At 59.0% G+C, this 15,324-nt stretch carries 13 protein-coding genes; 8 read left to right on the forward strand and 5 right to left on the reverse strand.

Annotation, left to right across the window (positions count from 1 at the left end; all coding sequences use genetic code 11):
- Nucleotides 1-3 precede the first annotated feature (3 nt).
- Nucleotides 4-1,458: an MDR family MFS transporter gene (locus MYY08_RS08720; protein ID WP_288013929.1), complete on the reverse strand. Its 1,455-nt coding sequence runs from the start codon at nt 1,456-1,458 to the stop codon at nt 4-6.
- Nucleotides 1,459-1,816: 358 nt separating this feature from the next.
- Here MYY08_RS08720 and MYY08_RS08725 point away from each other — a divergent pair, with 358 nt between their 5' ends.
- From MYY08_RS08725 to osmV, 4 genes are read left to right on the forward strand one after another with little or no spacing between them, the layout of a single operon-like run.
- Nucleotides 1,817-2,530 carry an ABC transporter permease gene (locus MYY08_RS08725; RefSeq protein WP_038626206.1) on the forward strand — a complete coding sequence of 238 codons (714 nt, stop codon included), beginning with the start codon at nt 1,817-1,819 and terminating at the stop codon, nt 2,528-2,530.
- A gap of 14 nt (nt 2,531-2,544) precedes the next feature.
- Entirely contained in the window at nt 2,545-3,456 is a 912-nt protein-coding gene (locus MYY08_RS08730; protein WP_190296827.1) for a glycine betaine ABC transporter substrate-binding protein, read from the forward strand.
- Nucleotides 3,457-3,465: 9 nt separating this feature from the next.
- Nucleotides 3,466-4,113 (forward strand): osmoprotectant ABC transporter permease OsmW, encoded by a 648-nt coding sequence (gene osmW, locus MYY08_RS08735; RefSeq protein ID WP_038626208.1) that lies wholly within the window; start codon nt 3,466-3,468, stop codon nt 4,111-4,113.
- Nucleotides 4,113-5,249 (forward strand): osmoprotectant ABC transporter ATP-binding protein OsmV, encoded by a 1,137-nt coding sequence (gene osmV, locus MYY08_RS08740; RefSeq protein WP_038626209.1) that lies wholly within the window; start codon nt 4,113-4,115, stop codon nt 5,247-5,249. The genes osmW and osmV overlap by 1 nt, the downstream gene beginning before the upstream one ends.
- A gap of 55 nt (nt 5,250-5,304) precedes the next feature.
- On the opposite strand, the gene bioD is transcribed toward osmV, so the two are convergent.
- The 3 genes from bioD to MYY08_RS08755 all read right to left on the reverse strand — a co-directional run bounded on the left by bioD (nt 5,305) and on the right by MYY08_RS08755 (nt 8,368).
- Nucleotides 5,305-5,988, reverse strand: coding sequence for a dethiobiotin synthase (bioD, locus tag MYY08_RS08745; RefSeq protein WP_038626210.1), 684 nt, complete (start codon nt 5,986-5,988; stop codon nt 5,305-5,307).
- A 132-nt stretch (nt 5,989-6,120) separates the two neighbouring features.
- Entirely contained in the window at nt 6,121-7,338 is a 1,218-nt protein-coding gene (gene mlc / locus MYY08_RS08750) for a sugar metabolism global transcriptional regulator Mlc (RefSeq protein ID WP_288013930.1), read from the reverse strand.
- Nucleotides 7,339-7,471: 133 nt separating this feature from the next.
- Nucleotides 7,472-8,368: a LysR family transcriptional regulator gene (locus MYY08_RS08755; RefSeq protein ID WP_038626212.1), complete on the reverse strand. Its 897-nt coding sequence runs from the start codon at nt 8,366-8,368 to the stop codon at nt 7,472-7,474.
- A gap of 95 nt (nt 8,369-8,463) precedes the next feature.
- On the opposite strand from MYY08_RS08755, the gene ynfM reads away from it, so the two are divergent.
- Together ynfM and tus are read left to right on the forward strand one after the other, a co-directional pair.
- Nucleotides 8,464-9,720: a multidrug efflux MFS transporter YnfM/SxtP(Kp) gene (gene ynfM / locus MYY08_RS08760; protein ID WP_498043456.1), complete on the forward strand. Its 1,257-nt coding sequence runs from the start codon at nt 8,464-8,466 to the stop codon at nt 9,718-9,720.
- Nucleotides 9,721-9,848: 128 nt separating this feature from the next.
- Nucleotides 9,849-10,787 carry a DNA replication terminus site-binding protein gene (tus, locus tag MYY08_RS08765; protein WP_084970365.1) on the forward strand — a complete coding sequence of 313 codons (939 nt, stop codon included), beginning with the start codon at nt 9,849-9,851 and terminating at the stop codon, nt 10,785-10,787.
- Nucleotides 10,788-10,864: 77 nt separating this feature from the next.
- Here tus and fumC read toward each other — a convergent pair whose 3' ends face one another.
- Complete coding sequence (fumC, locus tag MYY08_RS08770; RefSeq protein ID WP_190296824.1) at nt 10,865-12,262, reverse strand: class II fumarate hydratase; 1,398 nt, start codon at nt 12,260-12,262, stop codon at nt 10,865-10,867.
- Nucleotides 12,263-12,464: 202 nt separating this feature from the next.
- On the opposite strand from fumC, the gene manA reads away from it, so the two are divergent.
- Nucleotides 12,465-13,640 carry a mannose-6-phosphate isomerase gene (gene manA, locus MYY08_RS08775; RefSeq protein WP_084970367.1) on the forward strand — a complete coding sequence of 392 codons (1,176 nt, stop codon included), beginning with the start codon at nt 12,465-12,467 and terminating at the stop codon, nt 13,638-13,640.
- Nucleotides 13,641-13,714: 74 nt separating this feature from the next.
- A complete protein-coding gene (locus MYY08_RS08780; RefSeq protein WP_084970368.1) occupies nt 13,715-15,214 on the forward strand; it encodes a YdgA family protein in 1,500 nt (499 codons plus the stop codon).
- The last annotated feature ends 110 nt before the right edge of the window (nt 15,215-15,324 follow it).

Here is a 15,324-nt window from a genome sequence, read left to right on the forward strand (position 1 = left end):
CCGCTATTCCGGCCGCCGCCGTGGCATCGACCAGGCGATAAACAGCGCGCCTGTCGCAATCAACAGCGAAACGATAAACACCCAGTGCAGCGACGCCGCAATCTGCGCGATCATCTGTTGCAGCGTGCTGCTGTCCAGCGCCTGACGTCGGTCGGGCGACATGATCTGCTGTACCGGATCGTGCGCCTCCGGCAGCCGCAGCATCAGGTTGTAATTCAGTACCGCCCCCATTACCGCTGTGCCGATAGCCGATCCCAGCATGCGGCTGAACATGATCGAGGCGGTGCAGATGCCGCGAATGGCGAAGTCGGCGCTGTTCTGCACCGAGACCAGAAAGGTGGTGCTGGTCATGCCCATGCCGGTGCCGATGACGAACGCGGCGAAGCCCGCCAGGATCAGGCTGCTGTCGGCATGCAGCGTCAGCAGCAGCGCGGTGCCGGCGATCAGCAAAAAGGCGCCCAGCTGGGCGGTAAAGCGGTAGGAGGTGCGCAACATCAGCCTGCCGCTCAGGGTACTGGCCAGCGGCCAGCCGATCGACATCATCGCCAGCGCGCTGCCCGCCTGCAACGGCGAACCGCCGTTGACGCCCTGAATCCAGGTCGGCAGAAAGGCGCTGATGCCCATCATCGCCGCGCCGATAATCAAATTGCCCGCGTTGCCCGCGAGGATCACCCGGCTGCGCCAGATGGCCAGCGGAAACAGCGGCGCCTCCGCCGCCTTTTCATGGCGCAGCAGAAGAAAACCGGCCAGCAGCGCCACCGCTAAAAACAGCAGCAGCCAGTAGCCGAGCGCCTCTGCCTGCAACAGCGCCACTAACAGCGCGCTGACGCTCAGCATCAGCCAGGCGCTGCCGGAAACGTTAAGCCGCTGTGAGCCTTCCGTCGGATGCGCCGGAAGCCAGCGTGCCAGCATCAGCATCGAGACGATCCCCAGCGGCACGTTGACCCAGAACACCAATGCCCAGCTGAAGTGCTGCACGATCCATGCGCCGGTGAGCGGGCCGATAATCGCCGCCACGCCCCAGACGCTGGAAAGCCAGCCCTGAATGCCCGCCCTTTCACGCGGCGAATAGATATCGGCGACGATGGTGGAGGTCAGCGGCATAATCGCTCCGGCGCCCAGCCCCTGAAAGGCGCGGAACAGGATCAGCCAGCCCATGCTGTTAGCGAAGCCGCACAGCACCGAACCGAGTAAAAACAGCGTGGCGCCGATAAAAAACATCCGTTTGCGCCCCCAGAGATCGGCCAGCCTGCCGTAGATCGGCACGCTGACCGCCTGGGTCAGCAGATAGATGGAAAAGACCCAGCCAAACTGCGAAAAACCGCCGAGCTGGGCGATGATGGTCGGCATGGCGGTGGCGACGATGGTAACTTCGATCGCTGCCATAAACATCGCCAGCATACAGGCGATTAAGATCAAATGGCGGTGCGCGACCGGCTGATGTGCGTTCTCTGGCATGATTCCCCTTCCTGTCGATCCCCTAAGCGTAGCCCACCTGGTGACGCCGCGCGCCGCGTTCTGCTTGTTGATAAGGCGCCGCGCGCTCGATTGCTGAAAATAGCGCCGCTTACGCCGCAAAAAGCAAAAGTATCCTGCTGATTTTAACGCTAAAACTGGCGAGCCTGCCCAGCCGCTGCTATAGGTTTAAGGCACTGCGTTTGTTTTTGCTGATAAAGAGGCATAAATCAGCATTTTGTATCGAGCGCGAGCGCGGCTGGCGGAACCCCTTTCCACATGGCCGCTGCACGCTGATTACTATAACAATGGCGCCGTCTTGCTAAAGGCGCTTCAGGTTATTCCCAGGAGAACCCTGTCCATGCACTTTTCTTCGACGATGAAGCGGATCCTGCTGGCCCTGCTGGTGATCGCGCCAGTCGCCGCGCTGTTGATCTACGGCATAGGTCTGGATGTGATTAAAGCGCGCCGGGTCGATTTGATCTATCTCGGCAGACAGCACCTCTGGCTGGTGGGCTGGTCAATGCTGTTCGCGCTACTGGTCGGCATTCCCAGCGGCATTCTGCTCAGTCGCCCTTTCGCCCGCCGCTGGGCGGAATATATTATGCAGATCTTCAATGTCGGCAATACTCTGCCGCCGCTGGCCGTGCTGGCGCTGGCAATGGTCGTGATCGGCATTGGCGATCGTCCGGCGATTATCGCCCTGTTTCTCGCCTCGCTGCTGCCGGTAGTGCGCAACACCTACGCCGGTCTGATTGGCGTGCCCGACTCGCTGTTGGAAGCGGCCAACGGCATCGGCATGACGAAGATGCAGCGCCTGCGTCAGGTGGAACTGCCTGGCGCCTGGCCGGTGATGCTTTCCGGCATCCGCATCGCCATGGCGATCAATGTCGGCACCGCGCCGCTGGCGTTCCTGATCGGCGCCAGCAGCTACGGCGAACTGATCTTCCCCGGCATCTATCTGAACGATTTCCCCGTTCTGATCCTCGGCGCGGTGGCGACGGCGCTATTCGCGCTAATACTGGATATGCTGCTGGCCCTCCTTGGCCGCTGGCTCAGCCCGCACGCGCTGTAACAGGAGACGCGATAATGACCCTATTCCGTACCTTAACGCGCGCGCTGGCGCTGTTTAGCCTGTTGGCTTTCGCCGCTGGCGTGGCAACCGCCAGACCAATTACCATGGCGACCAAGGGCTTTACCGAACAGCATATTTTATCAGCGATGACTACGCTCTGGCTGACCAAAAAAGGTTTTGACGTTATTCCCAAAACCAACATCGCCCTCTCGATCAGCCGCAGCGCGATGCTTAACAAGCAGATCGATATGACGTGGGAATATACCGGCTCGTCGCTGATTATCTTCAACCACATCAAAGAGCCGATGTCCTCTAAAGAGGCTTATGAAACGGTGCGTCGCCTGGATGCGAAGCTGGGGCTGGTCTGGCTTGAGCCAGCGCCGATGAACAACACCTATGCCTTCGCCATGCAGCGCAAACGCGCCGAAAAAGAGCATATCAGCACGGTGTCGCAGCTGGTGGCGCGCATTGAAGAGATTCGGCAGCGCGATCCCGACCATAACTGGATGCTGGGGCTGGATCTGGAGTTCGCCGGACGCTCAGATGGCCTGAAACCGCTACAAAAACTCTACGGCCTGACCCTCGACCGTCCGCAGATCCGCCAGATGGACCCCGGTCTGGTCTATAACGCCATCCGCGACGGCTTTGTCGACGCCGGACTGGTTTATACTACCGATGGCCGCGTTAAGGGCTTCGATCTGAAGATCCTTGAGGATGATAAGCATTACTTCCCCAGCTATAACGTGACGCCGGTGGTGCGTAAAGAGGTGCTGGCGGCGAATCCGGGTCTGGATACGGCGCTGAATCAGCTTTCCGCGCTCATTACCGATGACGTCATCACCGAACTGAATAAACGGGTGGACATCGATCATCAGTCGCCGCAGCAGGTCGCGCGCGAATTCCTGCAATCGAAAGGCATGCTGTAAGGAGAGGCTATGGATACCATTCACTATATGATCGGCAACTGGCCCTACCTTCTTGATCTGACCTGGCAGCACCTGTGGCTGGTGCTGGTCGCGGTGGGCTGCGCCATTCTGGCGGGCGTGCCGCTGGGCGTGCTGATTGTGCGTTTTAAATGGCTGGCGACGCCGGTGCTGGGCGTGGCGACCATCGTGCTGACCATCCCGTCTATCGCCCTGTTCGGCCTGATGATCCCGCTGTTTTCGCTGATCGGTCAGGGCATTGGCGTGGTACCGGCGATAACGGCGGTGTTTCTCTATTCGCTGCTGCCGATCGTGCGCAATACCCATACCGCGCTGGAGAATATTCCGCCCGGCATGCGCGAAGCGGGCCGCGGCATCGGCATGACCTTTCTGCAACGCCTGCGCTGGGTAGAGATCCCGCTGGCGCTGCCGGTGATTTTCGGCGGCATTCGCACCGCCGTAGTCATGAACGTTGGCGTGATGGCGATCGCCGCCGTTATCGGCGCTGGCGGTTTAGGACTGCTGCTGCTGGACGGCATCAGCGGCAGCGATATCCGCATGCTGATCGCCGGCGCGCTGCTGATCTGTTTGCTGGCGATTATTCTTGACTGGCTGCTGCAACGTCTGCAACGGGTGCTGACACCCAGGGGGATTCGATAATGATAAAACTGGAAAACCTGACTAAAACCTTTACCCAGAAAAACGGCACGACGATAAATGCGGTGGACAATGTCAGCCTGCACGTGCCCGCCGGCGAGATGTGCGTACTGCTTGGCCCTTCCGGGTGCGGCAAAACCACCACCCTGAAGATGATTAACCGCCTAATCCCGGCGACCAGCGGAAAAATCACCATCAACGGCGAAGATACCAGCACGCAGGATACCGTGACTCTGCGGCGCAATATCGGCTACGTTATCCAGCAGATCGGCCTGTTCCCCAATATGACCATTGAGGAGAACATTACCGTGGTGCCGCGCATGCTGGGCTGGGATAAAAAACGCTGCCGCGAGCGCGCGACCGAGCTGATGAATATGGTCGCGCTCGATCCCCATAAGTTCCTAAACCGCTATCCGAAAGAGATGTCAGGCGGCCAGCAGCAGCGCATCGGCGTTATCCGCGCCCTCGCCGCCGATCCGCCGGTGCTGCTGATGGATGAGCCGTTCGGCGCGGTCGACCCGATCAACCGTGAGGCGATTCAGAACGAGTTTCTTGAGATGCAGCGCCAGCTGAAGAAAACCGTGATGCTGGTCAGCCACGATATCGATGAGGCGTTGAAGCTGGGCGACCGGATCGCCGTCTTCGGACAGGGCAAGATCGTGCAGTGCGCCACCCCGGATGAGCTGCTGGCGAAACCGGCCAATGAGTTCGTCGGCTCTTTTGTTGGTCAGGACCGCACCCTGAAACGGCTGCTGCTGGTGCAGGCTGGCGACGTGACCGATCAGCAGCAGACGCTGACCGTGAAACGCTCTACTCCGCTGGCGGAGGCGTTCGCGCTGATGGACGATAACGATATGCGATCGATCACCGTAGTGGATAACGACGGTCGTCCACTCGGCTTTGTGAAACGCCGCGAGGCGCGCGGCGCCAGCGGCAACTGCGAGGAGCTGTTGCACAGCTTTAAGATCACTGGCAAAGCGGAAGAGAATCTGCGCGTGGTGCTGTCGAAGCTTTATGAACACAACTCGGTCTGGATGCCGATTGTCGATGAGGATGGGCGGTACAGCGGAGAGATTTCGCAGGATTATATCGCCGATTACCTCAGCTCCGGTCGGACGCGCCGCTCGCTGAATCGTTAACCGTTAATCGCGTCAGAAAGCCTTATCAGGCGCGTCTCGGCGCGCCTGTTTACTTTCAGGCCACCGCCTGCGGCTGCGTCAGCGCAGAGAGGTCGATATAGCCCGCCAGGTCACGCTGCTCGGCGCGCGGCAGATAAGGCAGCTCGCCTAGCAGCGGCGCCGGGATCTTCTCCTGTAGCACGTCGATAATGTCTGCGTAATGCGCCAGGCCCGGATTAATGCGGTTCGCCACCCAACCCAGCAGCGGCAGGCCATCATTGATAATCGCCTGCGCCGTCAGCAGCGCATGGCTGATGCAGCCCAGCTTGATGCCGACCACCAGGACGACCGGCAGCTGCTCCTGAATCACCCAGTCCGATAAAGGACGCAGATCGTTCATCAGACTGCGCCAGCCGCCAGTGCCTTCAACCACGACCACGTCCGCCTGTGCTTGTAACGCCTGTAGCCCACTGCTCAGGCGCGCGTAGTTAATCGGCTCGCCGCGGTGGGTACTGATCTCATCTTCCAGCAGCGTAATCGGGTTAACCGCTTCATACGGCATCTCCAGCGTGGAGGCCTGTTGCAGCACCAGCGCATCTTTATTGCGCGGCCCTTCCGGCGTCATCTGGCTGCTTTTGGCGACCGGTTTATAGCCTGCGACAGCGACATGACTTTCCGCCAGCTTTTGCATCAGGGCGCGGGTAATGACAGTTTTACCGACGGCGGTATCCGTACCGGTAATGAAAAGACGACTCAGCATAGCAACACTCCGGCAGGCTGACGGCCTGAAATAGTTAAACTTTAATCATCGGTTTACGCCGGACAGTGTAGGAAATCACGCGTGATAACAGCTTGCGTTAGCGCAATTTTTTGCAGGATAGCGGAGGTTTGATTAGCCCTGTAACAGTTTGACCAGCAGTTCGCCGTTGTACATCGCGTTTTTAACCAGCGCGGCGCCCGGCATGGTACCCAGATTGGGGAATTCGGTCGGTTCGACCTGGATGTCAGCGCTGTAGGCGGGCAGCGCCTGCTGACGAATCGAGGCGCAGATAGCGGGATACAGCACCGCGGCGGCGCGGTTGAGCGGCGAACCGATAAGAATTTTTTCTGGGTTAAACAGGTTGACCATGATCGCCAGAATGCGGCCGACGCTGTTGCCGATACCGGTGATGATATCGCGCGCCAGCGGATCGCCGTTCAGCGCCGCGTCGCACAGCGTGTCCACGCTCAGCGGCTGATAGTGCAGGCTGGAGCTGGGTACCGACGGCATACGCTGCGCGGCCAGTTCCAGAATGCTGCCGATGCTGGCGACCGTTTCCAGACAGCCATGATTCCCGCAGTAACACTGTTTACCCCAGGCGTCGACCTGAGTATGGCCGATTTCAACCAGCGAACTGCGGCTGTTATGCAGCAGGCGTCCGCCGGTGATCACGCCCGCGCCGACGTTATCGTCAATCACAATCTGGATAACGTCGCTGGCGCCGCGCGAGGCGCCGAACAGCGATTCGGCGATGGTCCAGGCGCAGACGTCGTGCTGAATATAGACCGGCAGGCCGGTATGCGCCGCCAGTTCCGGCCCCAACGGCATATCCGCCACGTCGTAAAACGGCATGCGATGCACAATGCCGCTACCGGTGTGAATAATACCGGGTAAGGTGATGGCGATAGCGGTCAGACGCTCAAGCTGGCGCTGATGACGAATAAAAAACTGATCGACTTCGACGGTGACGCGGGCCAGCAACGGCGTTTCGCTCTTAACCGGCAGCGGTCGCGTCTCTTCTGTTACCAGCTTGCTGCTGAGATCGCGCAGCGCCAGGGTGATTTCCCCCCGGCTGATGCGAATGGAAAGATAGTGCCAGGCGACGGTGTCCAGAATCAAACCGACCGCAGGCCGACCGCGACTGCCCGGTTCCTGATATTCGGTTTCCTGCACCAGATGCGCTTCCAGCATTTCACGCACGATTTTGGTGATGCTGGCCGGCGCCAGCTGCGCCCGCCGGGAAAGCTCAATACGCGATATTGGGCCAAACTGGTCGATCAGGCGATACACAGCCCCAGCGTTTGTCTGCTTGATCTGGTCGATGTGACCAGGTTGACTGTCCGCTATCACTCCCCCTGCTCCCACTTATTTTCGCGCTTCAAAATAAACCTTCTCAGGCTATGGTGGAGCAGTTATCGAAGGTCGTCAACTATTTGATTCGATATGTGATTTACCGCACAAAAACCGTCCTGCTCAGGGGAAATTACGCCTGATTTTTACCCAACAGCAGCGCTTTCATATGGGCCATCACCGCGCTGGTTTCCCGCTGGCGCGACCAGACCAGCCACATTTCAGACCAGGCGTCCGGCTCGGCCAGCGGCAGCCAGACTACATGCGCCAGCTGCGCCCGGCGAAACGAAGCGGGCAGAATGGAAATGCCGAGCCCGGTCGCCACCAGGCCGAGGATAGTCATCGCCTCGCCTACTTCCTGAGTGATATACGGCTGGATATGATAGCGATGCAGCAGCGTCATAATTTCGCCATACAGCGCAGTGCCGCTTTGTGCATCGAAGAAGACAAACGGCTCCTGTGCCAGATCGCGCACTGAAACAAGCGGTCGACGCGCCAGCGGATGCGCATGATGCAATACGCAACAGAGCGGCTCGCGCAGCAACAGCTGCCAGGCGAGCGTATCCGGCAGCGGCGTATTGCGCATCACGCCGAGGTCCAGCCTGCCGTCGCTGAGCGGCGTCAGCTGCTGGCGAGTATTCATCTCCTGCATCTGAATATGTACCTGCGGATAGCGCTGACGAAAATTGAACAGCGCGTCGGAAACGGCGGCGATAAAGGGCGCGGACGAGGTAAAACCGATGCGGATTTCGCCTTCTTCTCCCTGATGCAGACGCGCGGCGCGGCTGGCGGCCTGTTCGACATCCAGCAGAATGGCGCGCGCGTCCTGCAGAAACTGACGCCCGGCGGCGGTCAGCTGCACGCTGCGGTTAGTGCGCGCCAGCAAGCGCGCGCCGATCTGCTGTTCGAGTAGCTGTATTTGCTGGCTTAAAGGCGGCTGCGAGATATTCAGACGCAGCGCGGCGCGACCGAAATGCAGCTCCTCGGCGACGGCAATAAAGTAGCGCAGATGACGCAGCTCAATATTCATATTTTATAAGTATCATTTCAGATAATTAATATATTAGACAGTATATTACCTTGCACCCACAATTAAGCGATGGATGTTTAACTCAGGAAACCGTTGTGGATCGCTCATCTCATACTGCGTCTCTGCCCGCTGACGACGTACAGCCTGCTTCTTCTCTCCCTGTTCACAAGCATCGCTATATTAAACGCGGCACGCCGCAGTTTATGCGCGTGACGCTGGCACTGTTTTCAGCAGGCCTGGCGACTTTCGCCCTGCTTTACTGCGTACAGCCGATTTTGCCGGTGCTGTCGCAGGAGTTCGGCGTCTCGCCTGCGGCAAGCAGTATTTCTTTATCCATCTCCACCGCCCTGATGGCGCTGGGGCTGCTGGTGACCGGCCCGCTCTCTGACGCCATTGGCCGCAAGCCGGTGATGGTGGTCGCGCTGCTGCTGGCCGCGATTTTTACCCTGCTTTCCGCCACGATGAGCAGCTGGCACGGTATTTTGATTATGCGTGGACTGACCGGGCTGGCGTTGAGCGGCGTAGCGGCCGTGGGCATGACCTACCTGAGCGAAGAGATTCACCCCAGCGTTATCGCGTTTTCGATGGGACTGTATATCAGCGGCAACTCAATCGGCGGCATGAGCGGGCGCCTGCTCAGCGGCGTTATTACTGATTTCAGTTCCTGGCGCGTGGCGATCGCCTTTATTGGCTGCTTTGCGCTGGCTTCGGCCTTGATGTTCTGGAAAATTCTGCCGGCGTCGCGTCATTTTCGCCCCGCCTCGCTGAACCCGCGCAGCCTGATGATTAATTTCCGTCTGCACTGGCGCGATCGCGGCCTGCCGCTGCTGTTTGCGGAAGGTTTTCTATTGATGGGCGCCTTTGTGACGCTGTTTAACTATATCGGCTACCGCTTATTGAGCGCGCCCTGGTCGCTAAGCCAGGCGGTGGTCGGCCTGCTGTCGGTGGTTTACCTCACCGGCTCCTGGAGTTCGCCGAAGGCAGGCGCGATGACCGCCCGCTACGGTCGCGGCCCGGTGCTGCTGTTCTCGACCGCGGTTATGCTGATCGGCCTGCTGATTACGCTGTTTCAGTCGCTCTGGCTGATTTTCCCCGGCATGATGCTGTTCACCGCCGGTTTCTTCGCCGCGCACTCGGTGGCCAGCGGCTGGATCGGCCCGCGCGCGCGTCGCGCCAAAGGTCAGGCCTCATCGCTTTATCTGTTCAGCTATTACGTCGGTTCCAGCGTCGCGGGCACCCTGGGCGGCCTGTTCTGGCACCGTTACGGCTGGCCGGGTATTACGGCGTTTATTGCCCTGCTGCTGCTGATCGCGCTGTTTGTGGCCACCCGGCTGCATACTCGTAAGCTGTGATTCCTGAGGCCGCCTGCGGGCGGCGTTTTTCTTTTTGCCTGACTGGTTTTTTCTCTGTTGCTGAGGTATCGTTAATGGTGTTTAAAATTGTATGTTGTAACTAATTGACGTTCTTTAAAGGAGTCGCCATGAGCCGCTACGATTTAGTGGAAGATCTGCGCCGGTGCGCCAGCCAGCTGGAAGAAGAACTCGCCGCGTTGCAGCAGCAGTTAACGGCGCTGCCTCTGCTGATCGGCCGCGTCTTCTCCCTGCCGCCGGTGGCAAAAGGCGCCGAACACGACCCGGTGACGCAAATCAATGTGACGCAGCATCTTGGCGACGATGCGCGACAGCGGGCTCTACAGCACTACTGCCGGCTGTTTATTCAGCATCAGTCGGAGAATATCAGCACCAAAGCAGCGGTGCGTCTGCCCGGCGCGCTCTGCTTCGAGGCGGACAACCACCAGCACGCCCTTCTCCACCAGCAGGTTGAGAAGGTCAATCAGCTGAAGGCGGCGCTGGAGCGCATTATTACCGTTGAATCGGGGCTGCCGAGCGAGGCGCGCTTCGATTTTGTGCATACTCACCTGCGCGGCCTGCTGACCCTGAACGCCTATCGCGCCATTACACTGCTGGATGCGCCTGACAGCGTGCGCTTCGGCTGGGCCAATAAGCATATTATTAAAAACGTTACGCCGCAGGAGATAGCCGAGAAGCTGGAAAAAAGTCTGAAGGCGGGACGCGCGCAGGCGCCCTGGACGCGCGAGCAGTGGGCGGAAAAAGTACAGCAGGAGCTGGAGGCGGTGCGTTCGCTGCCGAAAGGCGCGCGGCTGAAAATCAAACGTCCCGTGAAGGTACAGCCTATCGCGCGCATCTGGGACAAAGAGCAGCAAAAACAGACGCAGCTGGCCTGTCCCTCCCCGCTGCTGGTGCTCTGCCCGGATCGACAGCAGGTGCCGGTGCTGGGCGAACTGCTGAATTACGATGCGGAGAATATTACCCATCGCTATAAGCCGCAGGCGGAACAGCTGTGGCTGCTGATCCCGCGTCTGCATCTGTATTGCGACCGACCGGTGAGCGAGGTGTAACGGGTTAAGGCAGAAGGAATGCTTTACAGCATGGCGGAAAAAAAGAAACGGGGCCGTTGCGGCCCCGTAAATAACCTTTACTGCTTCATGCTGCCGACCATATCTTCCGGACGCACCCAGGCGTCAAACTCATCTTCAGTGAGATAGCCCAGCTTCAGCGCCGAGGCCTTCAACGTCAGCCCCTCTTTATGCGCTTTCTTGGCGATTTCCGCCGCCTTGTCGTAGCCGATATGGGTATTGAGCGCAGTCACCAGCATCAGCGATTCGTTCAGCAGCTGGGTAATGCGATCGCGGTTCGGCTCGATGCCGACGGCGCAATGGTGATTAAAGCTGTCCATGCCGTCTGCCAGCAGGCGAACAGATTGCAGGAAGTTATGAATCACCATCGGACGGAAGACGTTCAGCTCGAAGTTGCCGGACGCGCCGCCGATATTGATCGCCACATCGTTGCCCATCACCTGACAGCAGAGCATGGTCATCGCTTCGCACTGTGTCGGGTTAACCTTGCCTGGCATGATGGAACTGCCCGGCTCATTTTCCGGGATAGCGATTTCGCCAATGCCGCAGCGTGGACCGGACGAGAGCCAGCGCACGTCGTTGGCGATCTTCATCAGCGAGGCCGCCAGGCCTTTCAGCGCGCCGTGCGCATGTACCAGCGCGTCGCAGGTGGCCAGCGCTTCAAACTTATTCGGCGCGGTCACAAACGGCTGGCTGGTCAACGAGGCGAGTTCTTCCGCCACGCGCACCGCATATTCCGGGTGGGTATTCAGGCCGGTGCCGACCGCAGTGCCGCCCAGCGCCAGTTCCGCCACATGCGGAATGCTCTGTTCGATATGCTTCAGGTTATGTTCCAGCATCGCCACCCAGCCGGAAATCTCCTGGCCCAGCGTCAGCGGCGTAGCGTCCTGCAGGTGGGTACGGCCGATTTTGACGATATCTTTAAACGCGTCCGCTTTAGACTGTAGCGTCTGCTTCAGCGTATTCAGCTGCGGGATCAGATGCTCGCGCACCGCTATCACCGCCGCCACATGCATCGCGGTCGGGAAGACGTCGTTGGAACTCTGGCTTTTGTTCACATCGTCGTTGGGATGCACCAGACGCGACATGCCGCGCTCGCCGCCGAGGATCTCGCTGGCGCGGTTAGCCAGCACCTCGTTCATGTTCATATTGGTTTGTGTGCCGGAGCCGGTCTGCCAGATCGCCAGCGGGAATTCGGTGGTGTGCTTGTCGGCCAGCACTTCGTCGGCGGCCTGGATAATCGCCTGCGCCCTCTCCTGCGGCAGTAGCCCCAGATCGCTGTTGACCTTCGCGGCGGCGCGCTTGGTCAGCGCCAGCGCATGCACCAGTTCGGCAGGCATTTTTTCTATAGAGATGCGAAAGTGTTCCAGCGAGCGCTGCGTCTGCGCGCCCCACAGTTTATCAGCCGGTACATCAATGGGTCCCATTGAATCTTTTTCAATGCGGTTGGCTGCCATTACTTCTCTCCTTAAGCACAAACGTATGATTTAAATAGCTCTGACCTGTGCGTATCCGACACAGCGAGCGCGGGCCATAGTGTGACATACAATAATTTAACATTATGCGAGCCAGTCGTCCTTATTTGACTTGCATCGTGGTTTAACAAGACGTTTCTGCTTTAATAGTGTGCTGTTAACGGCCCGCGGAAAGGGAGAAACCATGTTTAAGCTTCACAATACGCTGCAACACTATGCCTGGGGCAGCACCCATGCCTTAACCGATCTCTACGGCATTGAAAATCCGTCGCAGCAGCCGATGGCCGAGCTGTGGATGGGCGCGCATCCGAAAAGTAGCTCGACGGTGTTGATTGACGGCCAGCAGCGATCGCTGCGCGAGGTCATCGACGCCGATAAAAACAGCATGCTCGGCGCAAAGGTGGCGGCGCGCTTCGGCGAACTGCCCTTTCTGTTTAAGGTTTTGTGCGCCGCGCAGCCCTTATCTGTCCAGGTTCATCCGGGTAAGGCGGCGGCGGAAGCGGGTTTCGCTCGCGAAAACGCAGCGGGCGTGCCGCTCAGCGCGCCGGAGCGCAACTATAAGGACGCCAATCACAAGCCGGAGCTGGTTTATGCCCTGACGCCCTTCCAGGCGATAAACGGTTTCCGCGAGCTGCGCGAGATCGTCTCGCTATTGCAGCCGGTGGCGGGCGCGCATCCTGCTATCGCACATTTCCTGCAACAGCCGGATGAAAAGCATCTGGCGTCGCTCTTTTCTACCCTGCTTTCGTTACAGGATGAGGAGAAAGCGCGCGCGATCGATATCCTTACCGCCACGCTGCAAAGCTACAGCGGCGAGCCGTGGGATACGATTCAGCGCATCGCTGAATTCTGGCCTGACGACAGCGGGCTTTTCTCGCCGCTGCTGCTGAACGTGATTGAACTGCAACCGGGCGAAGCGATGTTTCTGTTCGCCGAAACGCCGCATGCCTATCTGCACGGCGTGGCGCTGGAGGTGATGGCCAACTCGGACAACGTGCTGCGCGCCGGGCTGACGCCCAAACATATCGACGTGCCGGAGCTGATGGCGAACGTCAAATTTGCGCCACGCGCCAGCGACAGCCTGCTTACCGTGCCGGAACGCGAGGGCGACGAGCTACGGTTCCCGGTGCCGGTCGAGGATTTCGCCTTTTCGGTGCATCTGCTGAATGACGCGCCGACGTCGCTCACTCAGCAAAGCGCCGCCATCCTGTTTTGCATCGAAGGGAAAGCGGAGCTGACAAGCGGCGCGCAGCGCCTGACGCTGAATCCGGGCGAATCCTGTTTCGTCGCCGCCAGCGAAGCGTCGGTCTCCGTACAGGGAGAAGGCCGCCTCGCCCGCGTCTGCACTCGGCTGGGCTGACGGCTTCACCAGTAAATGCTATGATTATTCAAGAAATTAATATCAGGCATTGATGCCGGCAAAAGGACGAATCGATGAAAAAGACGAAAATTGCGGTCGGCGTGGTGATCGCACTGGGCGTAATCTGGACGGGCGCCGCCTGGATAACAGGCAAACAGATCGAAAGCCATATGGATCAAATCGTGCAAAACGCCAACGCGCAGCTGGCGCAGATTGCTCCCGACAGCCGCCTGAAAGTGAGCTATCAAAACTACCAGCGCGGCATTTTCACCAGCCGCACGCAGCTGGTGGTGCAGGCCAGCTCGCAAACGGAAGACAACGCCCTGCTGAAACCCGGACAGAGCGTCGTGCTTAACGAAACCATCGATCACGGTCCTTTCCCCTTCGCCCAGCTGAAGAGATTCAACCTGATTCCGAGCATGGCGTCAGTGCACAGCGAGCTGGAGAATACCCCGGCGCTGAAAAAGCTGTTTGAGCTGAGCAAAGGCAAGTCGGTGATTGAAGCAGACACGCGCATCGGCTACAGCGGCGCGACCGCCTCGGCGATCCGTCTGCTGCCGCTCGATTATCAGAATGCGGAAAGCGGCGAGCGCTACGCCTGGAACGGCGGCACGCTGGGCATCGACAGCGACAGCAAAGGCGACCAGGTCAACTTTGACAGCGATATCGACAGCATCGCGCTGACGGTCAGGAACGAGGCGAACCAACCGGTGCTGTTTACCCTCAACGGCATCACCCTCAACGGCAACACCCACCTCAGCCCGCAGGGCGTGCGCATCGGCGATCAGCATCTGGCGCTGAAGAAATTTTCCGCCAGCGTTAACGGCCAGGAAGCGGCGGTGCTGGAAGGCACCGATGTCAAAACGCAGTTCGACGCCAACGGCAACACCATCTCTGGCCAGATGGATTACGTGGTCGATAGCCTGAAGCTGGAAAACCGTCATTTTGGTTCCGGCAAGCTGACCATGAAACTGTCGCAGTTCGATGGTCAGGCGCTGAAAACCTTCGGGGACAATTACAACAGCCAGATGCAGGCGCTGCTCAACCAGCCCGGCATCGATAAAGATCCGGCGCGCTATCAGGAAGGCATGCGTCAGATTCTGGCGGCTAACCTGCCGCTGCTGCTGAAAGGCGATCCGGTGGTGACGGTTGCGCCGCTGAGCTGGAAAAACGATAAGGGCGAAAGCACCTTTAATTTCGCTGCGCACTTTAAAGATCCGGCAACCGCGCAGGGCGAGGCGAAAACGCTCTCCGACGCGCTGAATCGTGTGCTGAAAACGCTGGACGGCAAGCTGGTGATCAGCATGCCGATGGCGACGGAAATGATGAAGCAGGTGGCGATGGCGGAAGGCTATCAGGAAGCGGACGCCGTCAAACTGGCGGATCAGCAGGTTAAAGGTCTGGCGGCGATGGGCCAGATGTTCCGTCTGACCACCCAGCAGGATGACAATATTGTCACCAGCCTGCAATACAACGGCGCGCAGGTGACGATGAACGGCGAGAAGATGCCGCTTGATGGCTTCCTCTCCCGCTATATGTTGGGCGCACCGTCCACAGAAGGCCTGCCGGAATAAACGGGCCTGACGCATTCAACATAGCGTTAATTATCAGGGCGACAACAGGTCGCCCTTTTTATTGATATTATTTTGCGCGCTTGCTCTCAGCCATAAAAAATAAGCCTTGC

The sequence above is a fragment of the Mixta sp. genome (assembly GCF_024610815.1).
Classification (GTDB): Bacteria; Pseudomonadota; Gammaproteobacteria; order Enterobacterales; family Enterobacteriaceae; genus Mixta; species Mixta calida.

What these genes read in the sequence shown, in the direction of transcription:
- MYY08_RS08730 (WP_190296827.1), top strand. Translation starts at nt 2,545, where the DNA reads ATGACCCTATTCCGTACCTTAACGCGCGCGCTGGCGCTGTTTAGCCTG.
- MYY08_RS08780 (WP_084970368.1), top strand. Translation starts at nt 13,715, where the DNA reads ATGAAAAAGACGAAAATTGCGGTCGGCGTGGTGATCGCACTGGGCGTA.
- MYY08_RS08725 (WP_038626206.1), top strand. Translation starts at nt 1,817, where the DNA reads ATGCACTTTTCTTCGACGATGAAGCGGATCCTGCTGGCCCTGCTGGTG.
- tus (WP_084970365.1), top strand. Translation starts at nt 9,849, where the DNA reads ATGAGCCGCTACGATTTAGTGGAAGATCTGCGCCGGTGCGCCAGCCAG.
- osmW (WP_038626208.1), top strand. Translation starts at nt 3,466, where the DNA reads ATGGATACCATTCACTATATGATCGGCAACTGGCCCTACCTTCTTGAT.
- MYY08_RS08720 (WP_288013929.1), bottom strand. Translation starts at nt 1,458, where the DNA reads ATGCCAGAGAACGCACATCAGCCGGTCGCGCACCGCCATTTGATCTTA.
- osmV (WP_038626209.1), top strand. Translation starts at nt 4,113, where the DNA reads ATGATAAAACTGGAAAACCTGACTAAAACCTTTACCCAGAAAAACGGC.
- manA (WP_084970367.1), top strand. Translation starts at nt 12,465, where the DNA reads ATGTTTAAGCTTCACAATACGCTGCAACACTATGCCTGGGGCAGCACC.
- MYY08_RS08755 (WP_038626212.1), bottom strand. Translation starts at nt 8,368, where the DNA reads ATGAATATTGAGCTGCGTCATCTGCGCTACTTTATTGCCGTCGCCGAG.
- bioD (WP_038626210.1), bottom strand. Translation starts at nt 5,988, where the DNA reads ATGCTGAGTCGTCTTTTCATTACCGGTACGGATACCGCCGTCGGTAAA.
- fumC (WP_190296824.1), bottom strand. Translation starts at nt 12,262, where the DNA reads ATGGCAGCCAACCGCATTGAAAAAGATTCAATGGGACCCATTGATGTA.